Origin of the sequence: Pseudomonas sp. Tri1 (genome assembly GCF_017968885.1) — a bacterium.
Lineage (GTDB): Bacteria > Pseudomonadota > Gammaproteobacteria > Pseudomonadales > Pseudomonadaceae > Aquipseudomonas.
The window spans coordinates 5,334,062-5,351,683 of sequence record NZ_CP072913.1 but is presented as its reverse complement, the minus strand read 5'-3'; the positions used below and the strand labels follow the sequence as shown (position 1 = coordinate 5,351,683).

Here is a 17,622-nt window from a genome sequence, read left to right as displayed (position 1 = left end):
GCCTCATCACAACCGCGGCGCCGGCACTTGATCGAGCAACTGTCCCAACACCTGATCCACCGTCAGCCCTTCGATGTCCAGCTCTGGCGCCAGTCGCACTCGATGGCGCAGCACGGCCAGGGCGCAGCCCTTGATGTCATCCGGCACCACGAACTCGCCGCCGCGCAATAACGCCCGCGCCCGGGCGCAACGCACCAGGGCAATCGAGGCGCGAGGCCCGGCGCCGAGGGTCAGCCCCGGCCAACTGCGGGTGGTGCGGGCCAGGCGCACGGCGTAGTCGAGCACCTGCTCGTCCATCGGCAGATCGCTGGCGATGCGTTGCAGTGCTTGCACGTCCTTGGCCTGCAACACCGTGCGCAACGGCTGCACGTCAAGCATGTCGGCACGGGTCGAGCGGCTGACCTGACGCACCATGTTCAATTCCTGGTCAGCATCGGGGTAGTCCATGCGCACCTTGAGCATGAAACGGTCGAGCTCGGCCTCCGGCAGCGGATAGGTGCCTTCCTGTTCGATGGGGTTCTGGGTGGCGAGCACCATGAACGGTTGGGTGATGGGCAGGGCGCGGCCTTCGAGGGTGACCTGACGTTCCTGCATGGCTTCGAGCAGCGCGGCCTGGGTCTTTGCCGGCGCGCGGTTGATCTCGTCGGCCAGCAGCAGGTTGGTGAACACCGGCCCCTTGCGCAGCTTGAACTGCTCGGTCTGCAAGTCGTACACCGCGTGCCCGGTAACGTCGCTGGGCATCAGGTCGGGGGTGAACTGGATACGGGCGAACTCGCCACCGAAACAGCGGGCCAGGGCACGCACCAGCAAGGTCTTGCCCAACCCGGGAACTCCTTCGAGCAGGACATGACCGCCGGCGATCAGCGCCGTGAGCACATCGTCGATCACCGCGCTCTGGCCGACCACCGCCTTATGCAGCTCGTTGCGGATGGCCTGGGCCAACTGACTGGCGCGCTGGCGCTGTTGGACGGCGTGGGTCTGGCCGTCGGCAGGTTCGTTCTGTTCAGTCATAAGGCATTCCTGAGGGTTTGCAAATGGGCGACCTGGCGGCAGAACTCAGCGCTGGACATACGCTGTTTCGGCCGCGGGCTTAAAGCCTGGCTGATGGCTCGCGTGGGCTGGCGGGTCAGGCGGGCGAGCACCTGCCATTGTTCGGCGACGACCAGTTGTTCGAAGCCGGGATGAAGATGGCGGGCCCGGCGCAGCACGTCCTGTTGCAAGGTCTGCAACAGTTGCTGCTGGCCGTTGTGGCGCAGATGGAAACCGGCGCTGGCCTGCAAGTGTTCCTCCAACTGACGCCGCGCCTTGGGGGCCGGTTGTTGCAGCGGGCCATGGCGCACCGCCGAGCGCCAGAGCCACAGGGCAATCAACGCCAGCAGCGCCACCAGTGCCTGGGGGAAATAGCGCAGTAGCAGGGTCAGCAGGTTGTCGTGGTCAGTGTTGAACAGCAGCGTGACGTCTGTGTCGGCGCTCAAATACCAGAGCAGCCAGGCGTTGTCGTACTGGTCGATATGCTCGTTCTTCCACAGCTCGGCGTCGGTGATCACCGTGACCGAGCCCTGGCCGAGGGGCAGTTGCATCATGTGGGTCGCCCGGGCGCTGTTGGCCCAGGCCTGGGCGAGGTTCTGCGGGTCCTCGAGGTGGAAGTCGGTGTCGAAGCCGATATACGCCGGTGCCTCCTCGTCCTCCAGGTACAACTTGGTCAGCTCGGGGTAACGGTCCTTGATGAGCTCGGGGGCCGGCTCCTTGAGGTCCTTGCTCAGCAGTTGGTGCAGGTGCACGCGGTCCAGCAGCAAATCGCCGCTGCTGCCGGTGTTGTCATCCCACAAGGCCTCGGCGACAAACAGCAATCGCCCACCGGCGCGGGTCCAGTTCAGCAACTGGTCGGCCTCCCGTGGCGTCATGTTGGTTCGCTCACCCAGCAACAGCAGGCTGCGCCGACGGGGTTCCAGGGTGGGCAGCACGCTCAGGCCATTGGCGTGCTCGACGTTGATACCCTGCTGGCGCAGGAAGTGTTCGGCGGCCAGGTAAGGATTGGCCTGGGCTTCGGGGGAGGGGCCGTGGTCGACGGTTTCCTGGTACGGCACCGCCTTCACGGATAGGTAAACCAGCAATGCACCCACCAGCGTGGTCAGCAATACGCCGGTCAGCAGCCCTGCACGCCGGCTCATCGAGACACTCCCGGACCGAACAGCCCACGCCAGCCGTCACACAGCTCCTGCCGCAGCTGCGGCGGTGGTGCCCGATGCCCATAGGCAATGTTCTGCCAGTGCAGGGTCAGGCTTTTGCTGAACCCCAGCAGGTTTTCCTGTTGCAGCTGTTCGACGCGTTGCAGCACCTGGCCTTCGGTGTCGGCCGGTTTCAAGGGGACCTTGAAGTCATGGTGCAAGCGACTGAGCAGGGCTCGATACAGCAGGCCCAGGGCCTCGCGGGGGTTGCTCGACCACAACTGCTCGACGCTGGCGGCCACGTCGATCGGCAGGCTTTCTTCGCGGATATCCAGGCCGAACATCTGCGCAGGTCCCGGGCGTTCCACGGGCTGGCGTCGGGTTGGCCGGCGATTGGCCAGGGCCTTGAGCCGTTCCCGGTAGCGCCAGGCCAGCCAGACAATCGCAGCCACCAGGCAGGCCCAGAGCACGATCTGGATCAGTGCCGCGGCGAGTTCGAAGCGCTGGCTGCCCATCCATTTGAACAGTGTCTTGAGCCAGCCCGGGGTTTGACCCTTTTCGTTGGTGTCGACGGTTTCTTCGCCGAAACGATAGCGAGTGACCGTTTCCGGGTTCTTGAACGGCGGCGCATCGAGGATCGTCTTGATGCTGTCCCGGGCGGCTTCGCTGGTGAGGGGCTGGTTGAGCAGCCGCGGGCTGTCGGGGCCGATGCTGTCCTCATCGGCCCACGCCGGGGGGCCAGCGGTAGCAGCATCAAGGCCAGCAGCATCAGTACCGGGGCTACACCGCCCAGGCGTTGGCGCAGACGGCGGAACGCCAGTTCGATGTCCCAGCCTTCGAGGATCGTGCGTCGGTTCAGGTACAGGCTGAAGCCGCAGGCGACGTAGATCGGTTCCCAGACGATCAGCACCAGGGGGTACAGGAAGTTCACCAGGTGTTCGAACCACAACCAGCCGTATTCGGTGGTGTCGAACAGTGCCTGCCAGTCCCACTCCAGTTCGACCTGTTGCGGCACGAACAGATAGAACAGCGCCATCAGGCCAAACCACAGGGCGGTCTCCAGGTGCACGCCGATGATGGTCAGCCATTGCGCCGCACCGCCATTGCGTTGCAGCAGGACCCGCAAGCGCTGCTCCCGCGCCTCCCCGGCGAGCCCTTCCAGTTGCACCACGGGCATCAGGAAACTGCGGCTCAAGCTTAGTCGTCGCCAGGTCAGGCTCGCCAGCAACTGGGGCTTGAGTAGCGCCGGCCACTGACGCAAGGCCTGCTTCAAGGTGGGGGTTTCGCCAAACAATGCCTTGGAGAGAATGTACAGTGGCAGACGGTCAAAGGCCGGTTTCAACCACCAGAACACCACCACGACCAGGGATGGCGAATCCCACAGCAACAGGGTCAGCAACATATACACCGGCAACGTGACGATGGCCCAACTGGTCATCAGCAACCTTCGGTGTTGCTGGCTCATCAGCACGCCGAGGTCCATGGCTTCCCAGGTGGTACGCGGGCGGATGACTACGGTGGCGTCACTCAGGCGCATGGCGAACCCGTCCGGCAAACAGCAGGTAACTGATCACCAGCAGCCACAACAACCCGCCGACTGTGTATTTGGTGGCGGGAGTCGCGGCGCTGGAGGACCAGTAGGCCTCGATGAATGCGGCAATGAGCAGCAATAGCATCACCCCGCCGATCATCAACACGCTTTTGCCCGCGGCGAGCCGCAAGGCCTCGCCGCGGGTCAGTCGCCCGGGTGCGATCAAGGCCCAGCCCAGTTGCAGGCCCGCGGCGCCGGCCAGGGCGATGGCGGTGAGTTCGAAGGCGCCGTGGCCGATCACGAACGACCAGAACGTTGCACCCGAACCGATCTGGGTCAGATGCCCGGCCACCGCGCCAATGGTCAGGCCATTGAAGAACAGGAAGAACGCACTGCCCAGGCCAAACATCAAGCCGCTGGCAAATGTCTGAAAGGCAATGCCGATGTTGTGCATGATGTAGTAGCCGAACATGGCCCAATCTTCGCTGGAGGCACGCTCGATCGAACGCCCCAGGTGCCCGGCGACCGGGTCGTACATGCCGCGTATCTGGCTGATTTCTTCGACGCTCAGCAAGCTGTAGACCAGGTCGGGAAACAGGTAGACCAACAGCCCGATGCCCACCAGGCTGCCCAGGAACATCAGGCTGGCGGCGAGCACAAAGCGCCATTGTTCACGGACCAGGCGGGGAAAGCCGGAGAGGATAAAGGTGGAAAGACTGGCCGATGGTCGGCTGCGATCCCGGTAGAGTTGCTGGTGGCCCCGCAGCGCCAGTTGCTGCAGGGTGTCGATCAGCAAACTGCTGTAGCCCCGGGCCTGGGCCAGCGCGAGATGGTGGCAAAGCCGTCGATAGGCAGGAGGAAAATCGCTGCTCTGGGGAACGTTGCGGCTGCGTTCCAGTTGGTCGAGCAAGCGCGACAAATCTTCCCATTCCCCCTGGTGGCGGCTTTCGAACTGGCTTTGCTTCATGTTGGCCCCAGCAGGCCGCGGGCAATGCCATTGAGTTCGACCACGGCGTTGGGCGCCTGGACCTTCAAAGGCGCGGCCAGGATGGCAGCCAGTTCGTTGACCCGGGCTGGGGAAAGTTCGGCCTGTCGCTCGGCGAAGCTCAGTACCGCGCGCTGTTCGTTAAGGCTCAGGGCAAATGGCGGCCGTATCGGTTGTACCAATGGCAAGGCGGGGCGCTTGACCGGCTGCTCGCGGTACACCACCAGCGTGCCGGCGGCGAGATCGCCCAGGCGTTTGAAGGTCGGATGTTGCAGGCAACTGATTGCGCCGAAGGCATAGGCGAAAGGCAGCATGTCGACGAAGCGCAGCAGGTTGCGGATCAATGAGGCAGACCAGCCGATGGGACGGCCGTCGTCCTGCACCACGCGCAGCCCCATTATTTGCTTGCCGGGGGAGCGTCCCTGGTTCAGCACCTCGAACAGCACCATGTACCACCAACTGATAACAAACAGCAGGATGGAACCCAGGCCGATGCCCAGCTCGCCGAAAAACGCCAGGATGAGAAAGAGCAGGCCCAGGACCAGCCCGCGTATGCCCAGGTCGATGGCAAAGGCCAGTGAGCGGGGCATCAAGCCCGCCGGACGCAAGGGCAGGTCGATGCCTTCGGGCGTTTCAACCTGATAGCGCGTGTCCAGAGGCGCAGGCAGCGTCGCGTTCCTTTGCAGTGCTGGTGTCTCGAGCATGGGCAACCTGAGTGATGGGCCGGTTCGAACGTTCAATGTCGCTTCGATGCTAGCAGCCTTCGTGCGGGCAAACGATATAACTGTGTATGTCATTTTATGGATCGCGTCAGGATTGAGGGGGCGAACACGGTTTGTCGTGTCCAGCGGCCTTCCTGATGCTCAGGTGTCCGCAGATCCTACAGCCACCACAGATCCCTTGTGGGCGAGCTTGCTCGCGATGACGGCGGCACATTCAACATCGACGCAAACTGACCCACCGCTATCGCGAGCAAGCTCGCTCCCACATGGGGTCCCCAATGTTTACAGAACCAGTGCCTGCCACAGATATCACGCTGGATTTTTCAAAAGTGACAGGACCGCTGGCCTGGGGCAGGTGCGAGCGCCTAGACTTCGCCAGTCTTTAGCTCAGGAACAGCCCGTGACTTCCATCTTCTGGTACGACTACGAAACCACCGGCATCAACCCGCGTTGCGATAGGCCCTTGCAGGTGGCAGGTATCCGTACCGATTTCGAACTCAATGAAATCGATGCGCCGGTGAATCTGTACTGCCAGCCCAGCGAAGACATTCTGCCTCATCCGGCTGCTTGTGCGATCACCGGCATCACCCCGGCATGCCTGGCCGAAAAAGGCTTGAGCGAGGCCGACTTCATGACCCGTGTCCACGCGCAACTGGCCGCCCCCGGTACGTGTGGCGCCGGCTACAACACCCTGCGCTTTGACGATGAAATGACCCGCTACAGCCTGTATCGGAATTTTTTCGACCCCTATGCGCGGGAATGGCAGGGTGGCAACAGCCGCTGGGATCTGATCGACCTGGTACGTGCCGCCTATGCGCTGCGCCCCGACGGCATTGTCTGGCCGCAGGAGGAGGGCCGCGTCACCCTCAAGCTCGAGCGCCTGACCGCCGCCAATGGTATCGACCATGGCCAGGCGCACGATGCGTTGTCAGACGTGCGCGCGACGATCGCCCTGGCCCGCCTGATTCGCCAGAAGCAGCCGCGACTCTACGACTGGCTGTTTCAGTTGCGCAGCAAACAGAAAGTGATGGACCAGATCCGCCTGTTGCAGCCGATGGTGCATATTTCCGGACGTTTCTCGGCGGCGCGAAACTACGTCGGCGTGGTCCTGCCGTTGGCCTGGCACCCGAAAAACCGTAACGCCCTGATTGTCTGTGATCTGCACCTGGACCCCCAAGGCCTGCTGGACCACGATGCCGATACGCTGCGCCAGCGTTTATATACCCGCCGTGAAGAACTGCTCGACGGTGAATTGCCGGTGCCCCTCAAGCTCATTCATATCAACAAGTGCCCGGTGGTCGCGCCGTTGTCGGTGCTGCGCGCCGAGGATCAGCAGCGATTGCAATTGGACATGGACGGCTATCAGCAGCGGGCATTGCGGCTAACTGACGCACAGAAAGTTTGGCAGGATAAACTTCAGGCTATTTATGGGCGCGAGGACTTCACCGCCAGCGAAGATCCGGAGCAACAGTTATACGCAGGATTTATCGGAGATCGCGATCGTCGTTTATGTGAACAAGTTCGCACTGCGGACCCGGCTCAGTTGGCTCGAGAACGCTGGCCGTTCGACGACGAGCGTTTGCCGGAATTATTGTTTCGATATCGCGCGCGCAACTTTCCAGAGACGTTGAGTGCCGAAGAGCAGGGGCGCTGGAGACTTTTCTGTCAACAACGTCTGTCATCCCCGGAATGGGGGGCGCCTAATACCTTGAAAAGTTTTGACGAGGCAATGGGCGAGTGGATGAGCCTTTCTACGCCATTGCAGCGAGAGGTACTCATTGAATGGCAGGGCTACAGCCAGCAATTGCGCAAACGTTTAAGCCTTTGAGCCGGTGCCGAGAAGTAAAGAGACAGGCATAAAAAACGCCAGCAATCGCTGGCGTTATTGTGTTCGCAAAGAACGCTGCGAACCGGTGGTGCTTAGCCCAGCAGTGTTGCCCAGCCTTCAACCACGTCACCGCCCCACTTGGCCTTCCACTCTTTCAAGGTCTTGTGGTTGCCACCTTTGGTTTCGATGACTTCGCCGTTGTGCGGGTTTTTGTATTGCTTAACTTTGCGAGCGCGTTTGGTGCCAGTAGTTTTTACGGCGCCACGTGGTGCTTTGCTCGATTTGGCTTCTGGGTCCAGCAGGGCAATGATGTCGCGCAGGGACTTGGAGTACTCGCCCATCAGGGTGCGCAGTTTGCCTTCGAATTCCAGTTCTTTTTGCAGTTTGTCGTCTTTGGACAGGTCTGCCAGGCGCTGTTGCAGATCTTCAATGGCTTGCTTTGTGGCGTTGTATTCGTTGATCAAGGACATGGGGACTACCTTATGTAGGACGCAGGGTGACATTGCGACAATAGTAATCAGACAGTTTCATCAAGTAAACATTTAAGCCGCGTTTTATTTAATTAATTAGTGCAATGCCACAAAAAACGGGCGGTACAGTTAAATACCGCGCAGTCTCACATCTGTTCACAAATATAGCGTGTCACCACAGGCCATGCCGTTCGCGGCCTCGGGTTGTCTCGAGGAAGACGGCGTGTCATCGATACTGCAGTTTTTCTGCGCAATGGCTAGAATGGCCGCCTTTGCGAAGTTCTGGAGTTCCCCTAATGCGCACTTTTCGGCTGGTGATTGCTTGCCCGGACCGCGTCGGTATCGTTGCTAAAGTCAGTAACTTTCTGGCGTCCCATAACGGCTGGATCACTGAAGCAAGCCATCACTCGGACAATCACAGTGGCTGGTTTTTCATGCGTCACGAGATACGTGCCGACTCGCTGCCCTTCGGTATCGAAGCTTTTCGTGAGGCGTTCGCACCGATTGCCGAAGAGTTCTCGATGGACTGGCGCATCACCGACACCGCGCAGAAAAAACGTGTTGTGCTGATGGCCAGCCGCGAGTCTCACTGCCTGGCTGACTTGTTGCACCGCTGGCACAGCGATGAACTCGATTGCGATATCGCCTGTGTGATTTCCAACCATGACGACTTGCGCAGCATGGTGGAGTGGCACGGCATCCCGTACTACCACGTACCGGTCAACCCGCAGGACAAGCAGCCGGCGTTCGCCGAAGTCTCGCGGCTGGTCAAGCAGCACGAGGCCGAGGTGGTGGTGCTGGCGCGCTACATGCAGATCCTGCCGCCAGCCTTGTGCAGCGAATACGCCCATAAGGTCATCAACATCCACCACAGCTTCCTGCCGTCGTTCGTCGGTGCCAAGCCGTACCACCAGGCCTCGATGCGCGGTGTGAAGCTGATTGGCGCCACCTGCCACTACGTGACCGAAGAGTTGGACGCCGGCCCGATCATCGAGCAGGACGTGGTGCGTGTCAGCCACAGCGACAGTATCGAAGACATGGTCCGTTTCGGTCGCGACGTGGAGAAGATGGTGCTGGCGCGGGGCTTGCGTTATCACTTGGAAGACCGAGTGTTGGTGCACGGCAACAAGACCGTGGTGTTCTGACTTACACTACAAAGGGCCTGGACGAGCGATCGCCAGGCCCTTTTTTCATGAGGCTCGCCATGACCGATCCACTGGACAAAGCCACCTCCAAGGCGCCGGCCACCCTGGGCGAGGGCTGCCTGAGCCGCTATGATCCTGATGCGTTGAGCCCGGAAAATGGCACTGAGTTTCCCGATGCCGCCGAGCTTTGGGAGCAGATGCAAAAACAACCGCATCCCCAGGATGATCCCGAACAGAAGTCCTGACCTCTCAAGCTTGCCTGAGCTTGATCAGCTTCTTGATCAACGGTCGCCCGACCATCAAAAAGAACACCGGCCCGCCGGCCACCAGATAAAAGTAGTAGGTCACCGCTCGCCAGATCAGGATCGCCGCCGCCGCGGTGGATTTGCCCACCATGGGCGCGAGCAGCGCCGCCGATGTCAGCTCTGCCGCCCCGGCGCCGCCCGGTAGCAGGCTGAACTGCCCGGCGCTCAAGGACAGCATCTGGATCAGGAAACTCCAAGCCCACTGCACATCCGCCCCCAGCCCTTTCAATGCCAGGTACAGCACGCTGTAGCGCAGTGCCCAATGCAGGCACGTCAGGCCGAAGACCTGGAACAGGGTCTGGCGTGGCAACTTCAAAGTGTCGGTGAACGCCGCGAGAAAATGCAGGATTTTGCGCGCCCAGCGTCGGCGGGTGCTGCTCTTTACACGCAAATGGCACAGTAGCCGAGCGCCCAGAAGAATCAGCCGGCGGTGGTAGCGGGCCGCCAGCGCGCAGGCGAACAGCCCGCCAAACAATGAAACCGCGCTCAACGTCAGCATCCATTCCAGGCGCTGGCTGAGGTTCTGAAACAGCGCGTAAAACAGGATGGCGACCAAGGCGCAGAGGAAGAACAGCAGGTCACTCAACTGATCCATGGCGAACACCGCGCTGCCATGGGCCGGACGCACGCCGTTGCGCGCCAGCAGGGCCATCAACGTCAGTGGCCCGCCGCTGCCGCCAGGCGTCGCGCACATGGCGAACTCGGTGGACATCACCACGCCCATGCTTTTCAGCCCACCGATGCGCCCGCGATGTTCGCCCAGCAACAGGCGCAGGCGCACCGAATTCAAGCCCCAGCACAGCACGATCATGCCGAGCATGGTCAGCAGCAGCGATAAGGGAAAGCGCTGCACGCGAGCCCACATGTCTGCGCCGCCCACCAGCAACGGAACCAGCAACGCCGTGAGCAGGGCGGCGGCCAGCCAGATCAGCCGTTTCATGCCGCGCTGCTGACCGGCAGCCCCTGGGTCGCCAGCCAGCCGGCCTTGGTCAGCGGCACTCGGCCGTCATTGAGCAGGCGCTCGAGGGTTCGGAGCCAGTAGTCGCGGGAAAAACCGTGGCGCATGTCCACCGGGTGCAGGCCCAGGCGAATCACCGGGGCCTGGCGCCAGCGCTGTTCACGTTGGTCGCTGATGACTTTCGACAGGCCACGACGCCAGGCACTGCGGGCGCTCCAGACCAACCCGGGGGCGTCGATGACGGTGAAGTCCGGCAGGCGATAAAGGTGTTGGCTGTCGCTGGTGTAACTCAGGGGCAACTGGCGCAAGGCCTGGCGTGTGCCTGCGCTCATCAGCCAGGCCGGGGCAACGAAACCTTCCAGTGGCCACTGGTAACGCTGGAAGGTTTCGATACCGGCACGCAGGCGGGCGAGGGCGGCTTGCTCGGACAAGTTGTAGAACTCGCCTTCGTGGGTATAGACCCGGCGCATGAACCAGTCCTTGGGGTGCAGGGCCAGCGGCCCCTCGTCGCAATGGTAATAGCCATGCAGCACCAGTTCGTCGCCGCGCTCGACCCGACTGTCGAGCAAGCGCCGAAAGCCGGGGTGATCCTCCAGCGCATTGGCACGGTGGAAGTCGGGCACCACCAGCCAGGTCATCGGCACATGGCCGAGGGCGTCGACGGCTTCGACGAAGGGCTGGTAGTCGGGCCAGGTTTGCGGCGCCACGTCGTGCAGCACCAGTAACACGCTGGGCGAGTGATTCATCGATAACCCCTCGCCTCAACCATTGGCCAGCAACGGCATCTGTTCGCCGAGCACAGCGTAATAATGCCCCAACAAGCTGTTGACCACGGAGTCCCATGCGTAATGGCGCTCCACATGCTGGCGCGCCAGCACCCCGCGCTGCTGACAGCCTTCGGAGAAAAGTTGCCGCACAGCGTTGGCCATGGCCTGTGGATTGTTGGGGGTGCACAGCAAGCCGCAGTTCTCGTGGACGATTTCAGTAAAGGCCCCGGCCGCCACTGCCACCACCGGGATACCGCTGGCCATGGCTTCGAGGATCACCAGGCCGAATGTCTCCTGGTCACCGGCATGGAGCAGGGCATCGGCGCTGGCCATGAGCCGGGCGACCTGCGGTGCCGGGCAGAATTCATCGACCACCGTGACGTTGTCCGGCACCACGGCGGGCATTGACGAGCCCACCAGCAGCAGGTGGTAGCGCTCGCCCAGGCGTTTCATGCACTTGAGCAACACCGGCAGGTTTTTTTCCTTGGAACCGCGACCGGCAAAAATCAGCAGGCGCGTGTCCTCGGCAATGCCCAGCTCGGCACGCAACTCCGGGTCGCGGGCGGCGGGGTTGAAGGTCTGCAGGTCTACGCCCAACGGTTGCACGTAGACGTTCTTGACGCCCAACCCGATCAGTTTGTCGGCCATGACCTGGCTCGGCGCCAGGACCCGATCGAAGTTGCCATACAACTTGCTGACATAGGCTTCGATATTGGGCGTGAACCAGTTGCCCATGCGGTTGCTCACCAGCAGCGGCAGGTCGGAGTGATAGAAACCGATAACGGGCACGTCAAGCTGGCGCCGGGCATCCAGGGCAGCCCACGCGGTAAGGTAGGGATCGCCGACTTCAATCAGATCCGGCTGTAAATCACGCAGGACATTGCGCCAGGGTGCCAGGCGAAGTGGGAAACGATAGCCCTTGCCGAAGGGCAGGGCGGGGGCCGGAACCTTGTAGATCCCATCGTGCTCGCTCAAATGCGCGCCGGGGATCAACAGGCTGTGGCGAATTCCGGGCCGATCACCCAGGCGCCGGTGCTTGGCATCCAGATAAGTGCGCACGCCTCCGCTGGCGGGGGCGTAGAACATGGTTATGTCCGCTATATGCACGATGAACATCCCTCCGGTCAGTGTTCTCCTGTGTTGACCCTTAGTAAGAATAGATGTTCGGTTGGGGTTGTGGCGGTGGGGTGTCAGGGCAGTCATGCTTTGTTTGGCAGGGCCTCATCGCGAGCAAGCTCGCTCCCACATTGGATCTATGTTGTCCACAACCGCCCCTGTGGGAGCGAGCTTGCTCGCGATGAGGCCAGCCCAGGCGCCGCCTGCTGTTCCAGGCCAACCGCAAGTTTTTATTCATGGCTCGGAACTGCGCCAAGGCCTTATTGTTCCGGGCGTGCTTTTATATAAGCGTGCAAAATGGCGTCATATCGTAAATATCACAGGTGACCACATGCCTGACTCATCGCAACTCGTTATCGGGGCCGACCTTGCTGGCCAGCCCATCGCCCAGGCCATGCGCCTGGCGAACCGTCATGGTCTGGTGGCAGGGGCCACCGGCACCGGCAAGACCGTCACCTTGCAACGCCTGGCCGAAGCGTTCAGCGACGCCGGCGTGGCGGTGTTCGCCGCGGACATCAAGGGCGACTTGTGTGGCCTCGGCGCTGCCGGAAACCCCCAGGGCAAAGTCGCCGAGCGCATTGCCGGTATGCCCTGGCTTGGCCACAAGCCTCAGGCTTATCCCGTAACGTTGTGGGACATCCATGGTCAATCCGGTCATCCATTGCGCACCACGCTGAGTGAAATGGGCCCCCTGCTGATCGGCAGCCTGCTCGAGCTGACGGACAGCCAGCAGTCGGCGTTGTACGCCGCCTTCAAGGTCGCTGACCGCGAAGGCCTGTTGCTGCTGGACCTCAAGGATTTGAAGGCATTGCTCAATCACCTCAGGGACAACCCCGAGTTGCTGGGCGACGATGCGGCCCTGATGACCACCGGTTCCAGCCAGGCCTTGTTGCGACGCTTGTCCACTCTGGAGCAGCAGGGCGCGGACGCGTTGTTCGGCGAGCCGGCCCTGCAACTGGAAGACATCCTGCAACCGGCCAGCGATGGTCGCGGTCGCATCCACTTGCTGGACGCCAGCCGTCTGGTCCATGAAGCACCGAAGGTCTACGCGACGTTCCTGCTGTGGCTGCTGGCTGAGTTGTTCGAGCAGTTGCCCGAGCGCGGCGATGCGGACAAACCGCTGCTGGCTCTGTTCTTCGATGAGGCACACTTGCTGTTCGCCGGCACGCCCAAGGCTTTGCAGGACCGCCTGGAGCAAGTCGTACGGCTGATCCGCTCCAAAGGTGTCGGGGTGTATTTCGTGACCCAGTCGCCTGGGGATTTGCCAGACGACGTGCTGGCGCAGTTGGGTTTGCGCATCCAGCATGGCCTGCGGGCCTTTACCGCCAAGGAGCAGAAGTCGTTGCGGGCGGTGGCGGAAGGTTTCCGGCCGAACCCGCAATTCGATGCCCTGGCGGTGCTCACTGAGCTGGGTATCGGTGAGGCCTTGGTGGGCACCTTGCAGGAAAAAGGCACGCCGGAAATGGTCCAACGTGTGCTGGTGGCGCCACCGCAGTCGCGTATCGGGCCGCTGAGCGAGGCCGAGCGCGCCGGGCTGATCGCCAGTTCGCCGTTGCAAGGGCGCTACGACAAACCGATCGATCGCGAATCGGCCTATGAAGTGCTGATGGGGCGCAAGGGGCTGGAGCCGCAGGCTGAAGTGGCCCCAGGCAAACCGACGGCCGAAGAACCGAGCTTCACCGAACAGGCCGGGGAATTCCTTGGCACGGCGGCCGGCCAGGCGCTTAAATCGGCGATGCGCCAGGCGGCCAATCAGTTGGGGCGCCAACTGGTGCGCGGGTTGATGGGGTCGTTGCTGGGGGGCAGCAAGCGCCGGTAGGTCTGGACTCAACCTGTGGGAGCGAGCTTGCTCGCGATGGCGGTTTAGCAGGCGAAGAATGTGCCGGCTGATCGGCCGTCATCGCGAGCAAGCTCGCTCCCACAGTGGATCTGTGCTGTACACAAGATTTGTGTGCGCTGAAGACCTATGGTGGGAGCGAGCTTGCTCGTGATGGCGATTCAACAGGCAATGAAAATCTCAGTCCTTGGGCCGCGCATGCGCCGCCAACCGCTCCAGTGCCGCCCGCAGCTTGGGATCGGTGATGCCGTCCGCCGTGGCCTGGATGGTCGCGGCGGCATCGCTGGACAAGTCCAGCGTATGCCCCTTGGCGCCGACCTGGACGGTGGGCGGCTGGACCTTGAACAGAATCCGCGTCAGGTTGGCGAACTCTTCGAACGCCTGCAATTGACGCAGCAGGCGCTTTTGCTGGTAGCGCAAACGCGTGGCCCAGTGGCCGTCGGTGACGATCAGCAACAAACTGCCTTCGCGCCAGGACGCCACGTGACAATGCTCGCGGGCGGCTGGCTGCAGCTGACTGTCGAGCAAGCGCTGCAAGTGGCCCAGGCGTTTGGCGTGGCCGAAGATGGCTTTCAGCGGCTTGGCTTCGCGCAGCAGAACGGCGGGCGCCTTGGCTGGAAGAGGGCGGAAGGCCATGAACTAATACCGCAAGTGACAGAGGCGCCATGGTAGCAGAAAGCGCAGGGAGCGCCTGAACCCTGTCGCCCAGCGCCTTTTTACCCGCACAATCAACGCGTAACTTCTGTGCTTTGTGGGTTGAAGTTCGTGCAAAAGCCCTTATTTTAGGGAGGCCCCGTCACAGCGCTGTGCCAGCATCGTGGAATAACGCCACTTTCCTCTCCATCGTTTCCGGGTAGAATGCTCGTTCGCATGCGGCCATGAGGGCTGCACGGGCGACTCATGGGGCCGCCCTCCATCCCTTTAGTGTGGAAGATCCTGCCGATATGTTTGCGCCTTTGTTAAAGAAACTTTTTGGAAGCAAGAACGAGCGTGAAATCAAACGCATGCTCAAGACGGTACAGACTGTCAATGCCTTCGAAGAGCAAATGGTGGCCCTTTCGGACGATCAGTTACGCGCCAAGACTGCCGAATTCAAGGACCGCATCGCCAAGGGGGAAACCCTTGACCAGATCCTGCCCGAAGCCTTTGCGGTCGCCCGCGAAGCCGGCAAGCGGATCATGGGTATGCGCCACTTCGACGTCCAGTTGATCGGCGGCATGACCTTGCACGAAGGCAAGATCGCCGAAATGCGTACCGGTGAGGGCAAGACCCTCGTGGCAACCCTGGGCGTGTACCTCAACGCGCTGTCCGGCAAGGGCGTGCACGTGGTGACGGTCAACGACTACCTGGCTCGCCGCGACGCCAACTGGATGCGTCCGCTCTATGAATTCCTCGGCCTGACCGTCGGCGTCGTCACGCCGTTCCAGCCGCCGGAAGAGAAGCGCGCCGCCTACGCCGCCGACATCACCTACGGTACCAACAACGAATTCGGTTTCGACTACCTGCGCGACAACATGGCGTTCAGCATGGAAGAGAAATTCCAGCGTGAACTCAACTTTGCCGTGATCGACGAAGTCGACTCCATCCTTATCGACGAGGCCCGTACCCCGCTGATCATTTCCGGTCAGGCCGAGGACAGCTCCAAGCTGTACATCGAGATCAACAAACTGATCCCGCAGCTCACCTTGCACGTCGAGGAAGTCGAAGGCGAAGTCACCAAGCCCGGGCACTACACCGTTGACGAGAAGACCCGCCAGGTCGAGCTCAACGAAGCCGGTCACCAGTTCGTCGAGGAAATGCTTACCCGCGTCGGCTTGCTGGCCGAAGGCGAGAGCCTGTACTCGGCCCACAACCTGGGCCTGCTGACCCACGTTTATGCAGGCCTGCGTGCCCACAAGCTGTTCCATCGCAACGTCGAATACATCGTGCAGGACGGCCAGGTCGTGCTGGTTGACGAACACACCGGTCGTACCATGCCGGGTCGTCGCCTGTCCGAAGGCCTGCACCAGGCCATCGAAGCCAAGGAAGGCCTGAACATCCAGGCCGAGAGCCAGACCCTGGCCTCGACCACCTTCCAGAACTACTTCCGCCTGTACAACAAACTGTCCGGCATGACGGGTACCGCCGACACCGAAGCGTTCGAATTCCACCAGATCTATGGTCTGCAAGTGGTGGTGATTCCGCCGAACAAGCCACTGGCCCGTAAAGACTACAACGACCTGGTGTTCCTGACCGCCGAAGAGAAGTACGCGGCGATCATCAACGACATCAAGGAAGGCATGGCCCAGGGGCGTCCGATCCTGGTGGGTACCGCCACCATCGAAACCTCCGAGCACATGTCCGCCTTGCTCAACAAGGAAGGCATCGAGCACAAGGTACTCAACGCCAAGTTCCACGAGAAGGAAGCCGAGATCATCGCCCAGGCCGGTCGCCCGGGGGCGCTGACCATCGCCACCAACATGGCCGGCCGTGGTACCGACATCCTGCTGGGCGGCAACTGGGAAGTGGAAGTCGCTACCCTGGAAGACCCGACCCCCGAGCAGATCGCGCAGATCAAGGCCGACTGGCAGAAGCGTCACCAGCAGGTACTGGAGTCCGGCGGTTTGCAGGTCATCGCTTCCGAGCGTCATGAATCGCGCCGTATCGACAACCAGTTGCGTGGCCGTGCCGGTCGCCAGGGTGACGCCGGTTCCAGCCGCTTCTACCTGTCTCTGGAAGACAGCCTGATGCGCATCTTCGCCTCTGACCGGGTGAAGAATTTCATGAAGGCCCTGGGCATGCAGCCGGGCGAGGCGATCGAGCACCGCATGGTGACCAACGCCATCGAGAAGGCCCAGCGCAAGGTCGAAGGTCGTAACTTCGATATTCGCAAGCAACTGCTCGAGTTCGACGACGTCAACAACGAACAGCGTAAAGTGATCTATCACATGCGTAACAGTTTGTTGGCCGCCGACAACATCGGTGAAACCATCGCCGATTTCCGCCAGGACGTGCTCAACGCCACCGTCAGCGCCCACATTCCGCCGCAGTCGCTGCCGGAGCAATGGGATGTTGCCGGCCTGGAAGCGGCCCTGCAGAGCGACTTCGGCGTGGCGCTGCCGATCCAGCAATGGCTCGACGAAGACGATCACCTGTATGAAGAAACCCTGCGTGAGAAGCTGCTGGCCGAGTTGATCGCTGCCTACAACGAGAAAGAAGACCAGGCCGGTGCCGAAGCGCTGCGCTCCTTCGAGAAGCAGATTGTGCTGCGGGTACTGGACGATCTGTGGAAAGACCACCTGTCGACCATGGACCACCTGCGTCACGGTATCCATTTGCGCGGTTACGCCCAGAAGAACCCGAAGCAGGAGTACAAGCGCGAGTCCTACACGCTGTTCTCCGAACTGCTGGATTCGATCAAGCGCGACTCGATCCGGGTCCTGTCCCACGTTCAGGTTCGTCGCGAAGACCCGGCCGAGGAAGAAGCTCGCCTGCGTCAGGAAGCCGAAGCCCTGGCCGCGCGCATGCAATTCGAACACGCCGAAGCCCCGGGGCTTGAAGTGGTCGCCGAGGAGGGCGTCGACGTCGATGTCGCCCTGGCAACCGCACCGGTGCGTAACGAGCAGAAGCTGGGCCGTAACGAACTGTGCTACTGCGGTTCGGGCAAGAAATACAAGCATTGCCACGGGCAGATCCAGTAACCCCGTTTCAACGCTGAACTACCCGCGCCGCGACAGGCCACCTAGCCGTCGCGGCGTTTTGCCATTTTGATTCGCCGTCTCGCTGCAGGCGGTGTTGATTTATTTATTAA

General features: G+C 61.7%; 14 protein-coding genes and 1 pseudogene. 5 read left to right on the top strand and 10 right to left on the bottom strand.

Features of this window, described 5'->3' with window-relative positions:
* Positions 1-6 precede the first annotated feature (6 nt).
* From J9870_RS23235 to J9870_RS23215, 5 genes and pseudogenes are all read right to left on the bottom strand, one after another.
* On the bottom strand, positions 7-1,011 hold the full coding sequence (locus J9870_RS23235) for a MoxR family ATPase (protein WP_210640460.1): 1,005 nt from the start codon (positions 1,009-1,011) through the stop codon (positions 7-9).
* Positions 1,008-2,171: a DUF4350 domain-containing protein gene (locus J9870_RS23230; protein ID WP_210640458.1), complete on the bottom strand. Its 1,164-nt coding sequence runs from the start codon at positions 2,169-2,171 to the stop codon at positions 1,008-1,010. Before J9870_RS23230 ends, J9870_RS23235 begins: the two co-directional genes overlap by 4 nt.
* A pseudogene (locus J9870_RS23225) lies at positions 2,168-3,705 on the bottom strand (DUF4129 domain-containing protein). Before J9870_RS23225 ends, J9870_RS23230 begins: the two are co-directional and overlap by 4 nt.
* On the bottom strand, positions 3,692-4,666 hold the full coding sequence (locus J9870_RS23220; protein ID WP_210640456.1) for a stage II sporulation protein M: 975 nt from the start codon (positions 4,664-4,666) through the stop codon (positions 3,692-3,694). The pseudogene J9870_RS23225 and the gene J9870_RS23220 overlap by 14 nt, the downstream one beginning before the upstream one ends.
* A complete protein-coding gene (locus tag J9870_RS23215; protein ID WP_210640453.1) occupies positions 4,663-5,388 on the bottom strand; it encodes an RDD family protein in 726 nt (241 codons plus the stop codon). The genes J9870_RS23220 and J9870_RS23215 overlap by 4 nt, the downstream gene beginning before the upstream one ends.
* A gap of 418 nt (positions 5,389-5,806) precedes the next feature.
* Here J9870_RS23215 and sbcB point away from each other — a divergent pair, with 418 nt between their 5' ends.
* Positions 5,807-7,234, top strand: coding sequence for an exodeoxyribonuclease I (gene sbcB, locus J9870_RS23210; protein WP_210640451.1), 1,428 nt, complete (start codon positions 5,807-5,809; stop codon positions 7,232-7,234).
* A gap of 92 nt (positions 7,235-7,326) precedes the next feature.
* On the opposite strand, the gene mvaT is transcribed toward sbcB, so the two are convergent.
* Complete coding sequence (gene mvaT / locus J9870_RS23205; protein ID WP_003178543.1) at positions 7,327-7,704, bottom strand: histone-like nucleoid-structuring protein MvaT; 378 nt, start codon at positions 7,702-7,704, stop codon at positions 7,327-7,329.
* Positions 7,705-8,000: 296 nt separating this feature from the next.
* On the opposite strand from mvaT, the gene purU reads away from it, so the two are divergent.
* Both purU and J9870_RS23195 read left to right on the top strand, forming a co-directional pair.
* On the top strand, positions 8,001-8,849 hold the full coding sequence (gene purU, locus J9870_RS23200; RefSeq protein ID WP_135846935.1) for a formyltetrahydrofolate deformylase: 849 nt from the start codon (positions 8,001-8,003) through the stop codon (positions 8,847-8,849).
* Between the two features lie 59 nt (positions 8,850-8,908).
* Positions 8,909-9,094, top strand: coding sequence for a hypothetical protein (locus J9870_RS23195; protein ID WP_210640450.1), 186 nt, complete (start codon positions 8,909-8,911; stop codon positions 9,092-9,094).
* Positions 9,095-9,098: 4 nt separating this feature from the next.
* Here the strand turns inward: J9870_RS23195 and J9870_RS23190 are convergent, their stop codons facing one another.
* From J9870_RS23190 to J9870_RS23180, 3 genes are read right to left on the bottom strand one after another with little or no spacing between them, the layout of a single operon-like run.
* Positions 9,099-10,094 carry a lysylphosphatidylglycerol synthase transmembrane domain-containing protein gene (locus J9870_RS23190; protein ID WP_210640448.1) on the bottom strand — a complete coding sequence of 332 codons (996 nt, stop codon included), beginning with the start codon at positions 10,092-10,094 and terminating at the stop codon, positions 9,099-9,101.
* On the bottom strand, positions 10,091-10,858 hold the full coding sequence (locus J9870_RS23185) for a DUF2334 domain-containing protein (RefSeq protein WP_210640446.1): 768 nt from the start codon (positions 10,856-10,858) through the stop codon (positions 10,091-10,093). Before J9870_RS23185 ends, J9870_RS23190 begins: the two co-directional genes overlap by 4 nt.
* 15 nt (positions 10,859-10,873) lie before the next feature.
* Positions 10,874-11,995 carry a glycosyltransferase family 1 protein gene (locus J9870_RS23180; protein ID WP_210640444.1) on the bottom strand — a complete coding sequence of 374 codons (1,122 nt, stop codon included), beginning with the start codon at positions 11,993-11,995 and terminating at the stop codon, positions 10,874-10,876.
* A gap of 331 nt (positions 11,996-12,326) precedes the next feature.
* Between J9870_RS23180 and J9870_RS23175 the strand changes: the two genes are divergently transcribed.
* On the top strand, positions 12,327-13,814 hold the full coding sequence (locus J9870_RS23175) for a helicase HerA-like domain-containing protein (protein WP_210640443.1): 1,488 nt from the start codon (positions 12,327-12,329) through the stop codon (positions 13,812-13,814).
* A gap of 198 nt (positions 13,815-14,012) precedes the next feature.
* Here J9870_RS23175 and J9870_RS23170 read toward each other — a convergent pair whose 3' ends face one another.
* Entirely contained in the window at positions 14,013-14,468 is a 456-nt protein-coding gene (locus tag J9870_RS23170; RefSeq protein ID WP_210640441.1) for a DciA family protein, read from the bottom strand.
* A 308-nt stretch (positions 14,469-14,776) separates the two neighbouring features.
* Between J9870_RS23170 and secA the strand changes: the two genes are divergently transcribed.
* Complete coding sequence (gene secA, locus J9870_RS23165) at positions 14,777-17,512, top strand: preprotein translocase subunit SecA (protein WP_210640439.1); 2,736 nt, start codon at positions 14,777-14,779, stop codon at positions 17,510-17,512.
* The last annotated feature ends 110 nt before the right edge of the window (positions 17,513-17,622 follow it).